At 61.0% G+C, this 16,208-nt stretch carries 16 protein-coding genes; 9 read left to right on the top strand and 7 right to left on the bottom strand.

The window, feature by feature from the left end; translation table 11 throughout:
- Nucleotides 1–148: 148 nt before the first annotated feature.
- A complete protein-coding gene (locus tag LDN85_RS01775) occupies nt 149–1,111 on the bottom strand; it encodes a DNA topoisomerase IB (protein ID WP_223944419.1) in 963 nt (320 codons plus the stop codon).
- 42 nt (nt 1,112–1,153) lie between these two features.
- Nucleotides 1,154–1,633 (bottom strand): DNA starvation/stationary phase protection protein, encoded by a 480-nt coding sequence (locus tag LDN85_RS01770; RefSeq protein ID WP_026541770.1) that lies wholly within the window; start codon nt 1,631–1,633, stop codon nt 1,154–1,156.
- Between the two features lie 309 nt (nt 1,634–1,942).
- Here LDN85_RS01770 and LDN85_RS01765 point away from each other — a divergent pair, with 309 nt between their 5' ends.
- Entirely contained in the window at nt 1,943–2,113 is a 171-nt protein-coding gene (locus LDN85_RS01765) for a hypothetical protein (RefSeq protein WP_167332885.1), read from the top strand.
- A 113-nt stretch (nt 2,114–2,226) separates the two neighbouring features.
- On the opposite strand, the gene LDN85_RS01760 is transcribed toward LDN85_RS01765, so the two are convergent.
- Nucleotides 2,227–2,442, bottom strand: a complete 216-nt coding sequence (locus tag LDN85_RS01760) for a hypothetical protein (protein ID WP_223944418.1) — start codon at nt 2,440–2,442, stop codon at nt 2,227–2,229.
- A gap of 116 nt (nt 2,443–2,558) precedes the next feature.
- On the opposite strand from LDN85_RS01760, the gene LDN85_RS01755 reads away from it, so the two are divergent.
- Genes LDN85_RS01755 through LDN85_RS01745 form a run of 3 tightly spaced genes read left to right on the top strand, consistent with a single transcriptional unit; the run spans nt 2,559 to nt 4,087 of the window.
- Nucleotides 2,559–3,083 (top strand): DUF6328 family protein, encoded by a 525-nt coding sequence (locus tag LDN85_RS01755; RefSeq protein WP_035761033.1) that lies wholly within the window; start codon nt 2,559–2,561, stop codon nt 3,081–3,083.
- A gap of 5 nt (nt 3,084–3,088) precedes the next feature.
- Nucleotides 3,089–3,796, top strand: a complete 708-nt coding sequence (locus tag LDN85_RS01750; protein WP_223944417.1) for a DUF6766 family protein — start codon at nt 3,089–3,091, stop codon at nt 3,794–3,796.
- A gap of 24 nt (nt 3,797–3,820) precedes the next feature.
- The gene (locus tag LDN85_RS01745) at nt 3,821–4,087 is read left to right on the top strand and encodes a Rho termination factor N-terminal domain-containing protein (protein WP_026541766.1); all 267 of its coding nucleotides are present in this window, start codon (nt 3,821–3,823) and stop codon (nt 4,085–4,087) included.
- A gap of 79 nt (nt 4,088–4,166) precedes the next feature.
- Here the strand turns inward: LDN85_RS01745 and LDN85_RS01740 are convergent, their stop codons facing one another.
- Nucleotides 4,167–5,033, bottom strand: a complete 867-nt coding sequence (locus LDN85_RS01740) for a Ku protein (protein ID WP_026541765.1) — start codon at nt 5,031–5,033, stop codon at nt 4,167–4,169.
- Nucleotides 5,034–5,071: 38 nt separating this feature from the next.
- Here LDN85_RS01740 and LDN85_RS01735 point away from each other — a divergent pair, with 38 nt between their 5' ends.
- Nucleotides 5,072–7,765, top strand: coding sequence for an ATP-dependent DNA ligase (locus tag LDN85_RS01735; RefSeq protein WP_223944416.1), 2,694 nt, complete (start codon nt 5,072–5,074; stop codon nt 7,763–7,765).
- A gap of 85 nt (nt 7,766–7,850) precedes the next feature.
- Here LDN85_RS01735 and LDN85_RS01730 read toward each other — a convergent pair whose 3' ends face one another.
- Both LDN85_RS01730 and LDN85_RS01725 read right to left on the bottom strand, forming a co-directional pair.
- Entirely contained in the window at nt 7,851–8,111 is a 261-nt protein-coding gene (locus LDN85_RS01730; protein WP_026547384.1) for a hypothetical protein, read from the bottom strand.
- 70 nt (nt 8,112–8,181) lie between these two features.
- Nucleotides 8,182–8,415: a hypothetical protein gene (locus LDN85_RS01725; RefSeq protein WP_091552595.1), complete on the bottom strand. Its 234-nt coding sequence runs from the start codon at nt 8,413–8,415 to the stop codon at nt 8,182–8,184.
- 238 nt (nt 8,416–8,653) lie between these two features.
- Between LDN85_RS01725 and LDN85_RS01720 the strand changes: the two genes are divergently transcribed.
- Nucleotides 8,654–9,424, top strand: coding sequence for a putative protein N(5)-glutamine methyltransferase (locus LDN85_RS01720; protein ID WP_223944415.1), 771 nt, complete (start codon nt 8,654–8,656; stop codon nt 9,422–9,424).
- Nucleotides 9,425–9,600: 176 nt separating this feature from the next.
- Here LDN85_RS01720 and LDN85_RS01715 read toward each other — a convergent pair whose 3' ends face one another.
- Nucleotides 9,601–11,016 (bottom strand): DUF2130 domain-containing protein, encoded by a 1,416-nt coding sequence (locus tag LDN85_RS01715; RefSeq protein WP_223944414.1) that lies wholly within the window; start codon nt 11,014–11,016, stop codon nt 9,601–9,603.
- Between the two features lie 284 nt (nt 11,017–11,300).
- Between LDN85_RS01715 and LDN85_RS01710 the strand changes: the two genes are divergently transcribed.
- From LDN85_RS01710 to LDN85_RS01700, 3 genes are read left to right on the top strand one after another with little or no spacing between them, the layout of a single operon-like run.
- A complete protein-coding gene (locus LDN85_RS01710; RefSeq protein WP_223944413.1) occupies nt 11,301–13,352 on the top strand; it encodes a hypothetical protein in 2,052 nt (683 codons plus the stop codon).
- Nucleotides 13,352–14,980: a class I SAM-dependent DNA methyltransferase gene (locus LDN85_RS01705; RefSeq protein ID WP_223944412.1), complete on the top strand. Its 1,629-nt coding sequence runs from the start codon at nt 13,352–13,354 to the stop codon at nt 14,978–14,980. Before LDN85_RS01710 ends, LDN85_RS01705 begins: the two co-directional genes overlap by 1 nt.
- Nucleotides 14,981–14,982: 2 nt before the next feature.
- On the top strand, nt 14,983–16,194 hold the full coding sequence (locus LDN85_RS01700) for a restriction endonuclease subunit S (RefSeq protein WP_223945405.1): 1,212 nt from the start codon (nt 14,983–14,985) through the stop codon (nt 16,192–16,194).
- Nucleotides 16,195–16,208: the final 14 nt, after the last annotated feature.

The raw sequence follows: 16,208 nt of genomic DNA, 5'->3' as shown, positions 1-16,208 counted from the left end.
GCTCCCCAAGGCTCGTTCATGCCGATCTTTATTAGTACGAGTGTACTCACAAAGCTCCTGGAACAAACCCAGGGCCCGGGACCGCCCTCGGGACCCGGGGCAGTTGGAGGGATCCGGGGCAGTTGGAGGGTGCCGGATAACCTCCGGGCTACCCGCCCGGCGTTTCACCGTTAAGGAAGGCCGCAACCGAAGCTTCGGTGGGCTTGACTTCCTTCAGTTCCCCCTCGAGGTAGGCCTCGATGATGCGCGGGTCCACGTAGGAGGAGCGGGCCACGGACGGGGTGTTGCCCAATATCTTTGAGGCTTCCTTGATGGCCCGAACAATTGCTTGGCGGGGAGTTCCCTTATGGCCGGACTTGATCAGGCAAAGGGCCGCCGCGGCCGTACCCTTCCAGGTCCGGAAATCCTTGGATGAGTAGGCATCGCCGGTGATGCCTCGCAAGTATCCGTTAATCATGGAGGCATCCACGGAGACCCAGGTTCCCTCCGAAAGGTAGGCAAGCAGGCGCTCCTTGCCCGGGCGCTCGGCCAGTGGTTCCAGGAAGGCGGCCAAGGCGGGGTCGTGGATGGATTTGTCCCACAGCTGGCCGCTCTTGCCTGGGAACTTCAGGAAGACGTCCTGCCCTTGCACCCGCGCATGGCGGCACCGGAGTGTAGTGAGCCCGTAGGAACCGTTCTGCTTCATGTACACCTCGGAGCCAACCCGGAGCGCGCCGAGGTCCATCAGCCGCACGGCAGCGGCGAGGGTCTGTTGCCGGGGATCGTCCATGTTTTGCAGGTGGACGGTGACGTTGCGCCGGATCGCCGGCAGCACCAGTCCCAGCTTGGCGGCGCGAATGAATTTCTCGGTGTCTTTCCGCTCCCGCCAGGTGGGGTGGTAGATGTATTGGCTGCGCCCGGCGTCGTCGACTCCGGTAGCCAGGATGTGTCCGTTCTCGAAAGGACTGATCCACACATCGGTCCATGCAGGCGGGATCGCCAGCGCATTAATGCGCTGGCGATCCTCCTTGCTGACCAGGCCCCCGTCCGGGTGCCGGTAGCTGAACCCTTTTCCTACCCTGCGGCGCACGATGCCGGGCTTGGACAAGTCACTGCGCTTCAGCCTGGGCACGGCTCTTCCGCCCTACTCGTGATCCACCCGGTCCGTGGCGTTCTAGGCTTCGTCCGGATCCGTGACGGAAGCGCCGGCGTTCATGATTTCTGCGTTGATCATCCACACCAACTGCTCAAGGCGGGAGATGAACGCGTGCAGCAGGTCAGCGGTGGTGGGATCTTCCTCATCCACCTCGTCATGGACATCGCGCATGGTCTGCACAGCGCGCTCTACGCGGTCCGTGACCAGCTTGACGGCGTTCTTGGTGTTGACCAGGCCGGCAGGGAACTCCTCCAGGCGCGTGCCCTTGGCGATGGTGGCACTGCGGCCATCCGGCAGGGCATGGAGTGCGCGCATACGTTCGGCGGTGTCGTCGGCAAACTGGCGCGTGGCCAGGACCAGCTCATCCAGTTGAAGGTGAAGATCCCGGAAGTTCGGTCCCACAATGTTCCAGTGCGCCTGCTTCCCCTGGAGCTGCAGCTCGATGAGGTCGGTCAGGACGATCTGAAGGTTGTCTGCAAGCTGCTGTGACGCTTTCATGTGTTCCTCTCATGGACGTTCATGTGAGCCAAAAATGCGCCGCAAAATTTCTGCGGCAACTGCCCAATCATCAAGTGACGACTGGCATAAGCCTTTCATAAGGATGCTTAGTAGTACAATGAGGAGTGTTAGTGTTCACAACTGGCGAACTTGGCTCCCAGCGGAGCTTGGGGAGCCAAATGCGGTAAAGGCACTTTGAGGCGGCCGAACGCCTTGGAGTACCGGCATAACTCAATCGAAGTAAATCGGAATGCATAGTTGGGAATCCGCGATTCATCAAAGATTCCCCCAGAAAGGAATGTGCTGACCATGAATACACTTCTGATCATTGCTGGTGTAGTAGCAATTGTTCTCCTCCTTGTAGGCGGCTTCTCCCAGGCCCTTAACTGGTTGCTGTGGGTTGGCGTCGTCCTCCTTGTTGTCGCAGCCATCGGCTGGTTGCTGAGCTTCATGTCAGGTCGCAGGGGACATACGGTTTAGGCACCGCTGGACCCCACCCGGACTCAACGGGTACTCCATCTGCACTTACAGACCACGAGGGCTGTTCCCACCACTGCAAGTGTGGCGGGAACGGCCCTCGGGCATCATCAGCCTCAGCCCGGGGCATCCCCGGTGGCTGAGGGCGGTGGGGCAGCATCGGAGTCCCGGGGTGTGGGAATCTCGTCCACGGCAGTATCGGGGACTCCCTGGGCCGGCCGTTCCGGCGTCTCGCGTTCATCACCCTGGCCAGGCATTTCCTGTTCCGGGGTGGGTGTACCGTAGCCGCCGGGCTCGCTGTCCGGTTCCACGCGGTGTTCGTCCTGGCTCATTGCTTCCTCCTTGGAAATGGCGATGAGGCCCCGATGCAAAATCGAGGAATGCTGACAGTTCGACCGTAGTCCCGTGTATGGTCGTCGTCCACCAAAACCATCTTGGAGGTGCAGAGATGATAGAGCCGGAGCAGGCTCCCAGAACCGGCCGCAACGAATCCGTTGAGGAGCGTATGGACCGCAACTGGATGGAATTGATCCAGGAATTGCGGGTGCTCCAGACCGGGGTCCAGATTCTGGGCGGTTTCCTGTTGACGCTGCCCTTCCAGGGACGCTTCGAATATCTGGACGACTGGCAACGGAGCCTCTACCTCTTCAACGTGATGGTGGCGGCGCTGACCACCGTCCTCATAGTGCTCCCCGTCAGTGTCCACCGCCGGCTGTTCCGCAGGGGCCTCAAAGCCACGCTGGTTTCGACAGCCGACGTCGTCACCAAGTGGGCATTGGCCGGTGTGGCGTTGCTGATCGTTGGATCGGCCACCTTGGTGTTCGATTTCACCGCCGGCCGGACATCCGGACTGGTGGCCGGAGGATTCATCATCCTGGTGCTTCTGCTCCTGGTGGTGGGAACCCCGGTGTGGCTGCACCGCCGCGCCGTCCGCAACGGGGAAGGCAATAACGGAACTGCGCGAGAGGTGTGAAAAAGATGCTGCGACCTGCCCAACACGAACAGACATCCGGCAAGGCCCAAAAGCGCAATTGGGTCAAAGACCACGGCCTGCTGCTGGTCAATGCGGGCCTGTTCGTCTTTTTCCTCGGCGGCATGATCCTTTCAGGGGCCGCCAAATACAGCGAAGAACAGCAAGCGCATGGTGAACCGGCAACGGGCCTGACCGATTTCCTGACTTCGGGAAGCTTCTGGGAAGCCGTCTTCGAGAACTGGGAGTCGGAGTTCCTTCAAATGGCCATGTACGTGGTCCTGACGGTATTCCTGTTCCAAAGGGGATCGTCGGAGTCGAAGCCTGTGGATAAGGACGCGCCCCAGGATGAGGACCCCCGTGACGCCAAAATGACCGCAAAGACCCCTTGGCCGGTGCGCCGGGGCGGCTGGGTCCTGAAGGTCTACGAGCACTCGCTTTCCGGCCTCCTCGGCCTGCTTTTCCTGCTCTCGTTCACCTTGCACGCATTCGGCGGTACGGCCGCCTACAACGACGAACAGCGCAGCCACGGCCTTCCCGAGGTCTCCACCTGGGAGTACATGGGTTCCAGCCAGTTCTGGTTTGAGTCCTTCCAGAACTGGCAAAGCGAATTCCTTGCCGTAGCCGTTCTGGTGGGTGCCTCCGTATACCTCCGGGAGCGGGGTTCACCCGAGTCAAAGCCTGTTGCAGAGCCCCACTATGAGACGGGCGCCTAGCCACATCCGAGAAAGGAATGCATCATGCCAGGAAAGAAAAACTCCAGTTTGAAAGACCCGGAACTTTATGAAGAGCTCCGCGAGGATGGCGCCTCCAAGGAGAAAGCTGCCCGCGTCTCCAATGCCGCTGCTGCCAAGGGCCGCAAGGAAGTAGGAAGCAAGGGTGGAAAGTCCGGTGATTACGATGACTGGACGGTGGACAAACTGAAGTCCCGCGCCAAGGAATTAGGCCTCAAAGGCTATTCCGACAAGAAGAAATCCGAGCTTATCTCCATGCTGAGAAATCACTGACAGCGGTTAAGAAGCAGCGGCCGCTCGCACCGCGGCCGCTGCTTTTTGGGATCTTGATGGGTTTATTTACGACGCCGGTTCACGCCTTTTTCTTGGCCCGCGCCTTTGGTTTGGTGGCGGTTTTGCCGGCGGCAGCGGCGTCGTCGTCCGCTTTTTCCTTGCCGCGTTTCTTGTCCAGGCTGCGCTTCAGTGCCTCCATGAGGTCGATGACGTCGCCACCCTCCCCTTCGCCTTCCACGGCACCGAAGGTGGCCTCGGTATCCAGGGCCTCGCCCTTTTCCAGCTTGGCCTCGATCAGCGTCTTCAACTGGACCTGGTAGTCATCGGTGTACTCATCGGGATCAAAGTCATGAGCCATGGATTCCACCAGGGCCGAGGACATCTCCAGTTCCTTGTCCGAGATCTTGATGTCGGTCTCCAACGACGGGAACTTGGCTTCACGGACCTCGTCGCCCCACAGCAATGCCTGCAGCAAGAGGACGTCGCCCCGCACGCGCAGTGCACCCAACCGCGTTTTCTGCCGAAGCGCGTACTGGACGATTGCGATCCTGTCCGTGTCCTCCAAGGTTTGCCGCAGCAACATATAGGCCTTGGGCGATTTGGAATCCGGTTCCAGGAAATAACTGCGCTCATACATGATGGGGTCCAGCTGCTCGGCGGGGATAAACTCCACCACCTCGATTTCCCGGCTGTTCTCCTCCGGCAACGACTTCAATTCGGTGGAGGTCAAAACCACCGTGCGGCCCTCTTCTTCGTAGGCCTTGTCAATATCCTCGTAGGCCACTACTTCGCCGCAAATTTCGCATTTCCGCTGGTACCGAATGCGCCCGCCGTCCTTATTGTGGACTTGGTGCAGGCTTATATCGTGATCCTCCGTGGCACTGTAGAGCTTCACTGGTACGTTGACCAGACCGAACGCGATAGATCCCTTCCATATGGCCCTCATGCACCCAGTCAACAGCACAACACAGCAGAGGAGAAGAGGTGGCAGGCAAGCAACAGGAGCGCGTGAACGTGGAAGGCCACGAACTCACGCTCACCAACCTGGGAAAAATCATCTACCCGGAAACCGGCACCACCAAGGCCGAAGTGCTGGAGTACTACGCCGCCGTGGCGCCCTTCCTCATCCCCGCCGCTGCCAACCGGCCCGTCACCCGCAAACGCTGGGTCAATGGGGTGGGCACCGCCGAAAATCCCGGGCAGGTCTTCTTCCAAAAGAATCTCGAGGACTCCGCGCCCCGCTGGATTCCCCGGGCGGCCATCCAGCATTCGGACCACGTCAACGTTTACCCCATGGTGAACAACCTGGCCACGCTCACGTGGATGGCCCAGATCGCCTCGCTGGAAATCCATGTTCCGCAGTGGCAAGTCGACCCCTCCGGCAAGCCCCTCCGCCCCGACCGCTTTGTCCTTGACCTTGACCCCGGGCCAGGGGCAGGGCTGCCCGAGTGCGTCGAGGTTGCCAAACTTGCCCGCTCCATCCTCCAGGACATGGGCATGGACCCCGTCCCGGTGACCAGCGGCAGCAAAGGCATACACCTTTACACGGGCCTGGATGGAACCCTGAAGTCCGAACAAGTTTCGGCCTTCGCTCACGAACTGGCCCGCGCCTTGGAATCGGACCATCCCGATTTGGTGGTGAGCGATATGAAGAAGTCCCTGCGCCACGGCAAGGTGCTGGTGGACTGGAGCCAGAACAGCGGTAACAAAACCACGATCGTCCCCTACTCGCTCAGGGGCAAGGCACACCCCACAGTGGCCGCCCCGCGCACCTGGAGGGAGCTCGCTTCCGCTTCCTTGGACCACTTGGACTTCCAGGCGGTGATGAAGCGGGTCAGGACGGGCAAAGACCATTTCGCGCCCATCTCGGACCGGCACCTGCCGCCCCACGGTGAGGACGACAATGACGACGACGGCGCCGCGGCGGCTTTGAGCGGTTCGGGCACCAGCGGTTCGGGCACCAGCGGTTCGGGCACCAACGGCTCCAGCACCAACGGTTCGGGCACTAACGGTTCCGGCACCAACGGCTCCAGCACCAACGGCTCCAGCACCAACGGTTCGGGCACCAACGCTTCCAACACCAACCGCGAGCGTGTGGTGACGGTGGAGAACCGTCTCGCCAAGTATGTCGGGATGCGCGATCCGCAGAAGACCCCGGAGCCGTTTCCGTCGTCGTCGGCTGCTGGTTCTGGAGCGTCCCGATCCGGAAGCTCCTCCTCCGATCAGCCGAAGCCCGGCGACCCTCCGCCGCCCGGCGGCATCTTCGTCATCCAGGAGCACCACGCCCGCCGGTACCACCTGGACCTGCGCCTGGAGCACGGCGGAGTGCTGGCGTCATGGGCGCTTCCCCGCGGCGTCCCGGAAACACCGGACCGCAACAATCTGGCGGTGCACACCGAGGACCACCCCATGGAATACGCAAATTTTGCGGGCGTCATTCCCAAGGGTGAATACGGTGCAGGGACCATGACCATCTGGGACCGCGGTGAGTACACGTGTGAGAAGTGGCGCGACGGCAAGGAAGTCATCGCCACCCTCACGGGCGAACCAGGCGGGGGCTTGGGCGGAACCAAGCGGTTTGCGCTGATCAATACGGGCCAGAACTGGCTTATCCATCTGATGAAAGAGCAGCCCGGGGGTCGGCGGGCGTCCTCAAATACTGCGCCGAAGTCCGGGTCACAGCCCTCTGTAACCGCGCCTGCCGCTCCCCAACCCATGCCGAATTACAGCCCCATGCTGGCCACTTCCGGGACCACCGCTGATCTCCGTGGCGACGACTGGCTGTATGAACTGAAATGGGACGGGATCCGGGCGATCATCACCGGCACCGAAGGCAGGATCCGCCTCATGAGCCGCAACGGAAATGACCTCTCCGCCACGTACCCTGAACTGACGGACCGTGCGTGCTGGCCAGACGGCGACTTCGTGGCCGACGGAGAGATCGTGGCCCTGGGCAAGGGGTCCCGCCCCGACTTTGGCCGGCTCCAGGCCCGGATGAACCTGGTCAAGTCGGCCGACATAAAGCGCGCACAGGCATCGGTCCCGGTGCAGCTCATGCTCTTTGACCTGCTTTACGACGCCGGCATGGACCTGAGCGGGCTGCCGTTCAGCGAGCGCCACCAGAAGCTCTCCGGCTTTGCGAAGCGCCTGCGCAAAGGTTGCCCCCTGCACTTGTCAGCGGTGTTGGACCACGATGTGGAGGACCTCATGGCCAGCGCTGCCGAGCTCGGCCTGGAAGGTGTCATGGCGAAGAAGGCCGACAGCCGCTACGTCATTGGCCGACGCAGCAGGTCCTGGCTCAAGCTCAAGCTGGAGCAGAGCCAGGAAGTGGTGGTGGGTGGTTGGCGTCCAGGCGCCGGGGCGCGGAGCGGGACGTTCGGTTCCTTGTTGCTGGGCATCCCGGACGGCAACAAGCTGCACTATGTGGGCAGGGTCGGTACCGGCTTCAAGGACTGGCAACTCCGCGAGGTCATGGAGCAATTGGAGCCCCTGGTGGTAGCGGATTCCCCGTTCGCGGATATTCCGAGGGAGGACGCTGCGGGAGCCCGGTGGGTCTCCCCTGAGCTGGTGGCCGAAGTGACTTTCGGGGAATGGACGGGCCCCGGCCGGTTGCGCCATCCCGTGTGGCGGGGGTGGCGTCCGGACAAGTCCCCCAACGACGTAAGCCAGCCCAACTGAGTAACAGATAACGCTCCATTGAGGGTTCAATGGGACGTTTACTGTCACTCAGTTGGGCTGGCTACGCGGGGTGGTGCGGGTGTTGTCAGGACGAGTGCGGCAGCTGTGGGCGGCTGGTCCTGTGGATCGCCGTTACAGCTGCGCCCTGGCCCATGCGGCCGTGGGCTTGGTCGCGGTCCTTCGGGTGGCGGCGTTTGCCGTTGCCGTCCGGCCACTGTTTAGTCTGGTCTCCGCCCAGTGCGACGGCGATGGTTGTCGGCTCGGGCATCGGCGCCATTCCCATGGACTCCACCAAGTGGCTTGCAACCTCAGGATTGATGCGCTCAGACTCGTGATTCGCAGTCATGGTTCTTCCTTTCCAGTGTGCCTGTCTTTTCTTGTGTGCCTGTCTTTTCCTGTGTGCCTGTCCGCCGCGTTTACCAGCGGACCTTCTTCTCGGTCTTGGCCTGCTTGCCGCTGGCGGACGTGGGCTTGTGTCCCTTGCCGGTGCTTTGCCAGCCAGCCGGCGCACCGCCTCCGGACTTGCTGGCCAGCATGGCCTTCTGGGCGTCGGTCAGCTTGGATTTGATACCGCCGGAAGCCGGGGCATTGGCTGCGGGCTCCTGTGCCGGGGTCTCGGGGGTGTTGTTTTCGGAAGGGTTGGCAGTCATATGTGGACTCCTTGAAGTGTGAGTCCTGAAGAGACACGTATCCCATGACGTTGCGGTTCTGGAAAGGCATTCGGGAACGGCATGGAGGCAGGGCCTCAACAGGCGTGGATTTTTGTCAGGTGAAACTCGGGCAGTGCCGTGAGGCAAAGGCCGGTCTACTCAAAAATCAGTGTTCCCATGCCTCATACCCTAACCAAGAACCGGGAAGTTTGGGAACCCCTTGGCTAGCATGGCCTTCATGACCCGGGGATCCGACGTTGCCGCCACCCTTCGCGCTGCGGGATGCGTTTTCGCAGAAGACGAAGCTAAGGTGCTCCTCGGGGCCGCCAACCATCCTGACGAGCTCAACCGCCTGGTGGAACGACGGGTCAAGGGGCAGCCCTTGGAGCACATCGTTGGTTGGGCGGATTTCTGCGGGACCCGCATGGCGGTCCGGCCTGGTGTGTTCGTGCCACGGCGCCGCACGGAGTTCCTGGTGCGCAAGGCGGCCATGCTCGCCAAGCCGGGTGCCGTCGTCGTTGATCTTTGCTGTGGTTCCGGAGCGCTGGGTGCGGCAGTGAGCGATCAGCTGGGGAATTGCCGCTTGCATGCGGCGGACATCGATCCCGACGCTGTCCATTGCGCGCGCCTGAACATCGAACCCCGTGGTGGGACCGTCCATCACGGGGACTTGTACGCGGCGCTCCCGGCTGAGCTGCGCGGGACAGTGGACGTTCTGCTCGCCAACGCACCGTATGTTCCTACCAGGGCCATCGGGATGATGCCGCAGGAGGCGCGGGTCCATGAGCCGCGGTTAGCGCTCGACGGCGGGACTGACGGCCTGGCGGTCCAGCGGCGGGTTGCGCTGGGGGCGGCCGGGTGGCTTAGGCCGGGCGGGTTTCTGGTGATGGAAACCTCCCGGCACCAGGCGCCCGGGACGGCCCGGATCCTTGGCGGGGCCGGGCTGCGGGTGGAGCTTGCCTCCGATGAAGAGCTGGATGCAACCGTGGTGATCGGTCATCGAGCATAGCCCGTCCAACCGTCAGCCTTGACCAAAGAACCGCCCACGCAGGGACAGCAAAGGCCGACACCATACCGGGTGCCGGTCTTCGCTGTCTCAGGAAGTGTCGGTCAGTCTATTGCTGCTGTGCGGTCTCTAGAATCTGCGGCGGAAGCAGTACGTTCAGCGGCTCCGTGAATGGCCCGTCAGTTAACGTCCCACCCTGCCGTCTTCGCCGCCTTCAACTCGGCAAATTTGGTGGTCATTGTCGAGTTGCCTCGCGTGAGCTTCCTAATGGTGAGATCGTCGGCTTTGGCGTTCGCGCGCCTCAGGTTGTCGGCAGACTTCTGCAGCGCCACTTTCGTCTTTTCCAGGTCCTTGATCGCTTCGTCGATGCGCTTGATCGCCTCCACGAAACCGTCGGAGGCGAGCCTCCAGTTCCGACCGAACGCATCCTTGAAATCGCTGATCTGCTGTTCGAAATTCGTGATGTCCAAGTTCTGCGCCTTGACCATGGCAAGTTCGGTCTTGTATTCGAGCGAATTCATCGCGGCATTCCGCAGCAGCGCGATCAACTGGATGAAGAACTGCGGCCGGACGACGTACATCTTCGGATAGCGATGAGAAACGTCGACGATCCCGGTGTTGTAGAGCTCGCTGTCAGGCTCGAGCAGAGAGACCAACACGGCGTACTCGCACCCCTTCTCCGTGCGATCTTTATCCAGCTCTTTCAGGAAGTCTTCGTTCTTGTGCTTTGTCGCGGTTCCGTCGTTCTCGTTCTTCATCTCGAACATGATCGACACAATCTCAGTTCCGGCACTATCGGAGTCGCGGAAGATGTAATCACCCTTGCTCCCGGCCCGAGCATCGTTGTCCTTCTCGAAATAGGCAAGGGGAAAGGCTGTGGCACGAATGCGGTTGAACTCGGTCTCGCAGTGCTGCTCAAGAGTTTCTCCGACCATCTTGGTCGACAGCTTCGCTTTCAGGTCCCGCAGCCGCTCGATCTGTTCTTCACGGTCCTTGATCTGGGTTTCGTACTTGTCCTTCAGAGACTTCTCACCAAGCTGCTTCTCGAGCTCGGCCCGTTCAAGGCTGCTTGCGAGCTTGTCCCGCTCCTTTTCGACCGTGTTGACTGCTTCGGAGATCTCAAGCTTCTGCGCGGTTTCGATGGCTTCGAGCTTCGCCTTGAGGTCCTGGATCGCGGAGTCTTTCTCCGATGCAGTCTTCTGAAGTTCGTTAGCGAGCTTCGCTTCGGCCAGTTCAACTGATGCCTGTTTATCCTGCTTCGCCTGTTCGAGCTCCTTCATCAGCCCATCGCGCTCCTTTTCGACGGCACCAAGTGCCTCGGATACGGCGAGCTTCTGTGCAACCTCACCGGCGTCGAGCTTTGACTTCAGTTCCTGGATCTCAGCATCCTTGGCCGCCGCGATCTTCTGACGTTCGCTGGCGGACTTCGCCTCCGCCAGCTCGAGAGCAGTGGCCTTGTCCTGCCCTGCCAGTTCAAGCCGTTCGTTGAGCTGCTGTTCGAACTCAGCATCGCGAACCTGCTTGGCGATGTCGGCGTAGCCGGCTTCGTCGATAGTAAATGTCTGTCCGCAGTGCGGGCACTTGATGTCATGCATGTCTGGAACCTCAATCAGCTATGTCGGCCTCGAGCAGCCGCACGGGTGGACCCTCCGATCTTTCGGAAGGAAAGGGATTGTCGAAATACGCGGAAACCGGTCCCCCAATGCGTGGTTTCCTGCAGCAGTCGCAACTCCGGAGACTTCCTTGGTTGCTTGAGAATGACGCTACGGCAACTCCATGCAATTTTGACTGGGTATTCTGATAACGCCTCTTATCAGACGTCATACATCGCAGGAGAACGACTCGAAGTAAGCTGAGATGGACGTCTTAGGAGGCGCAGATGAACGAAATAGAAGCCATGCGCATGACCCTCACGGACGTTGCCGCCCTTGCAAAGGTCCAGCGCCCCGTCGTGTCCATGTGGCGCAAACGCAGTGCCGGATCCGCTCACCCATTCCCGAAGCCTGTAGCGCTCAACGGCGGGTTGGAACTCTTTGACTCCGGCCACATCACCACCTGGCTGACCGATACTGGACGGGGCAACAACCCAGAGGCAGCCAACGACGTCGCCGCCTTCACCCGCATGCCCGGCATGACTGCCGATGGAACCCGGGGAAACACCTTCGAGACCCTCACGGCTCTGCTGGCGCTCAAGGCAATTACTGGCAACTCGCTGGCACAACTGAGCACGGAAGAATTGTTGGACGCGGCTGACGAGTTCGATCCGGATGACACATTCCTGTATTCAGAAATGGAAGCCGCGGGTACATCGCTCGCCTCCACAGCGGCCTTCGCCGACGAACTCGTAGACAGTGCCTACAACGTGGCAGCGGCCTTCGAGCATTTGCTTGCCGCCAGGTTCCGCGAGGGGCTGAAGGACTACTCGACCACTGCCCTCACCGACTCTGCCGTGGGGTTGGTAGCAGCCGCCGGCGTTGAACTGGCCGCAACTCTTGGCGGAGACTCCGTCTTTGCTGATTCCACACGAGGCGGTAGTGATCTTCTGATGGGCGTCGTCCATGCCGCTGGGGAAGAAGCGCCGGTCACGTTTCTGACAGCGGACGACGACGGCGATTCAGGTCGCCTGGTGCGTCGCCGACTGCGGGTGCACGGCGTGGACTGCGGGCAGATCCATCTCGATCCGAGCGGGGAGTTCGCCGTCCAAGGTCCTGTAGTTCACGTGGCTCAGTACCCGTCCCCAGGCGAATCCGGCATGGGCGGAGCGCAAATCCTTGCGGCAGTGGAACAGCTTCTCTTGCAGATGGATGATCAGCAGCGGGCTGTCATCATTGCCCCAGCACGGGTTCTCTGCGATCCACCGATGGACGTTAGCCTAGCGGCGCTCCGTGGAGATTTGCTGCGAATCGGCCGGGTCCGCGCCATTGTGCGACTCCCCCAAGGTTTGCTGCGGGCCAAACCCCGCGAAGCTCAAGCCCTCTGGGTGATGGGTCCTTCTCTAGCTGACAATCCCAATGCCGGACGCTGGACCATGGTGGCGGACGTCAGCACTCAAGATCTCACTGAAGACGTGAAGCAGGATTTGGTCAGCGACATTATTGCCTCGATGGGAACCCGAGCAATGGTCCGCGCCCATGCGTTCCGATTCGCTCGACTGATGCCAACCCAGCAGCTGCTGGCCAGCAAGTCCTTGGTACCAGCACCGCCTCATAGTTCGGTTGGAATGCCAACTGGCGCCGAGGCGGCACTTCGGATAGAGGAACTAGGACGTCTGCTGCATTCCGGTGAGTCGCCTACTTCGCAGGTTGTGACCACACATGACAACATGACGAATCAGGCCGATTCTATCCAGAAACTCATGACCTACGGCGCCCTCAAGCACATCAAGGGAAACAGGATTGCGGAGGCGGACCTGAACCCGCAGAAGGGAACCCGGGTCCTGGGCCCGCCGGAGCTGCTTGACCCGCACAACGCACCGCACCGGTACATCAGCCTCCTGGATCTTGCAGCCAACTACCCTGCAAGCCGGCTCACTCAGCCGGACGACGTCGTCTTCTGCACTAGCCCCCGGCCTGCTGCCACGGTTGACGCTCACGGTGGTTCCGTTGTCATATTCCCGGCGAAGGTATTACGGGTCGACGCCGCTGACCCGGGCGGGCTGCTGCCGTTCGTCGTTGCCTCCGACATCAACGGTCTTTCCCCAACGGACAAGGCCTGGCGCAGGTGGCGCCTGCGTCGCGTGCCTGAGGCCCAGCGGAGGAAACTCGGCGATACTCTTGCCCGGCTGCAGCACGAGCAGCAACAAGCCCTAGAACGGCTCGGGCAACTCCACGAAGTCGCTACGCTGATTACGGACGGCGTGGCGAGCGGAAGTCTCACCCTGATAGATCCCAGCAGTAATCTCGCCGAACCACAGACAAAAGGAACCCAGTAATGCCCCCGAAATTGAAGGTGGACCTCGCCCCGTCCACCATGAAGGAACTCAAGGACACCCTCTGGAAAGCAGCAGACAAGCTGCGCGGCTCTATGGATGCCTCACAGTACAAGGACGTGATCTTGGGCCTGGTGTTCCTGAAGTACGTCTCCGACGCTTTCGACGAACGACGTGAGCAGATCCAAGCCGAACTGGAGGCGGACGGTCTCAACGAGGACCAGATTGCCCAGCTGATCGACGACGTCGACGAGTACACAGGCCGCGGTGTCTTCTGGGTGGCGCCGCGGGCGCGGTGGACCTATCTGGCGGAAAACGCCAAAGGCTTGCCTGCTGCCATGGGCGAGCACCCGAAGTTAGTGGGCCAGCTCATCGATGAAGCCATGGACATGATCATGATGGACAACAAGTCCCTGGCCGCCACGCTCCCCCGTATCTATAACAGGGACAACGTGGACCAGCGCCGACTGGGCGAGTTGCTGGACCTGTTCAATTCCGCACGGTTTACGGGCCAGGGCGCTAGCAAGGCCCGAGACCTGCTAGGCGAGGTCTACGAGTACTTCCTCGAAAAATTCGCCAAGGCCGAGGGCAAGCGCGGCGGCGAGTTCTACACGCCCGCGGGTGTGGTCCGCGTTCTGGTCGAGGTCCTCGAACCCCACCGCGGCCGCGTCTATGACCCCTGCTGTGGATCCGGCGGCATGTTCGTACAAGCCGAGAAATTCCTTGAGGCCCACAACATGGAGGGCTCCGACATCTCCGTCTATGGGCAGGAGCTCAACGAGCGCACCTGGCGGATGGCGAAGATGAACCTGGCCATCCACGGCCTCAACGCCAACCTTGCCTCCCGCTGGGGCGATACTTTCGCCCGCGACCAGCACCCGGAGCTCACCGGCAACAACGGCGCGGACTTCATCATGGCCAACCCGCCGTTCAACATCAAGGACTGGGCCCGCTCTGAGTCGGACCCACGCTGGAGGTACGGCGTTCCGCCTGCCGGCAACGCGAACTACGCCTGGATCCAGCACATCATTTCAAAGCTGGCCCCCGGCGGGAGCGCCGGCGTGGTCATGGCCAACGGGTCCATGTCCTCCAACTCCGGCGGCGAAGGCGAGATCCGCGCCCAGCTGGTGGAGGCCGATCTCGTCTCCTGCATGGTGGCGTTGCCCACCCAACTCTTCCGCAGCACCGGCATCCCGGTCTGCACGTGGTTCTTCGCCAAGGACAAGACGGCCGGCCCCCGCGGCTCCGTTGACAGGACCGGGCAGGTGCTGTTCATCGATGCACGGAACCTCGGCTACATGGTGGACCGAGCCGAGCGAGCCCTGTCCGACGAGGACATCGCCAAGATCGCGAACACCTATCACGCCTGGCGTGGCACGACATCGGCGGTTGAGGCCGGACTGACGTACGACGACGAAGCAGGCTTCTGCTATTCGGCCAGCCTCGCGGAGGTCAAGGCTACGGACTATGCACTCACGCCGGGAAGGTACGTTGGGGCCGCGGACGTCGCGGACGACGGCGAGCCGATCGAGGAGAAGATCGCACGGCTTTCCAAGGAGCTTTTTGAACAGTTTGAGCAGTCCGAGCGGCTGGCGGCGGTTGTGCGCGAGCAGTTGGGGAGGGTCCTGTGAGTATGCCCAAGGTTTCCATAAAGGAGGTGGCCGTAGAGCGGGGCCTAGTCGGCGGCCCCTTTGGATCTTCTTTGGGTCAGAAGGATTATTCAGTATCAGGAGTTCCGGTGATACGCGGTACTAACCTGGGTTACGGCCGCGCGCTGGGGGGTGAATACGTCTACGTCTCGGAGGAAAAGGTCCGGAACGTTCTGGCGCGAAATACTGCCGAGCCCGGGGACTTAGTATTCACTCAACGTGGCACCTTGGGTCAAGTAGCTTTGGTTACCAACGACCACTTCCCCGTATACGTCGTTTCACAGAGTCAGATGCGCCTTCGGGTAGACCCATCAATTGCTTCCGCTGAGTACCTCTACTACGCCTGCTCGTCGTCCCAGTTCTTCAAACAGATTCACGACAACGCTATATCTACCGGGGTTCCCCACATCAATCTAGGAATTCTCTCGCGGCTAACCGTTCCTCTGCCCGAACTGTCTGGGCAGCAAGCGATCGCGGAGGTTCTGGGCGCCCTCGACAACAAGATCGCCGCCAACACGATTCTCGCCAGAATGGCCATGGAGTTGTCTGAAAAGCTCTACTCGCAGATCATCAAGTCAAGTGAGATCATTATGAAGCCGCTGGGTAAAATGGCAACGACCGTCTTGGGCGGGACACCCAGTCGCAACAACTTGGATTTTTGGACTGAGGGCACAGTGCCTTGGTTGAACTCGGGGAAGGCCAATGAGGACCGCATAATCCAACCTTCCGAATACATCACTACGGCTGCACTGGAGCGTAGCGCGGCGAAATTGATGCCGATAGGCGCTACAGTTATCGCGATTACGGGTGCCACTCTTGGGCAGGTCTCCCGATTGGAAATCGAGGCGAGCGGAAATCAGTCCTTAGTCGGGGTCTGGACTCAAGACAGAGCGGTAAATGATTGGTTGCATTTTGCCATTCATGATCGAATCCCGGAACTACTGAAGAAAGCAACAGGGGCGGCGCAACAGCACGTGAATAAGCGTGATGTCGATGCGCTTGAAATCCCTTGCCCTGCGCCCGAAAGATTAGCTAGCTTCGCGGCAAAGGCTAGTCCGCTGTTGGAGACTGCTGCTTATGCCGACCATGAAAACCTAAAGCTGGCTGCCACTCGCGATGCTATGCTCCCCCAACTCCTGTCTGGCAGGCTCCGGGTCAAAGATGTCGAGAAGCTATTGGAGGGAGCGGGCATATGAGCCCAGCGGAGATG

The organism is Arthrobacter sp. StoSoilB20, assembly GCF_019977295.1.
Lineage (GTDB): Bacteria > Actinomycetota > Actinomycetes > Actinomycetales > Micrococcaceae > Arthrobacter > Arthrobacter nicotinovorans_A.
This window is presented reverse-complemented; position numbering and strand designations above follow the sequence as displayed.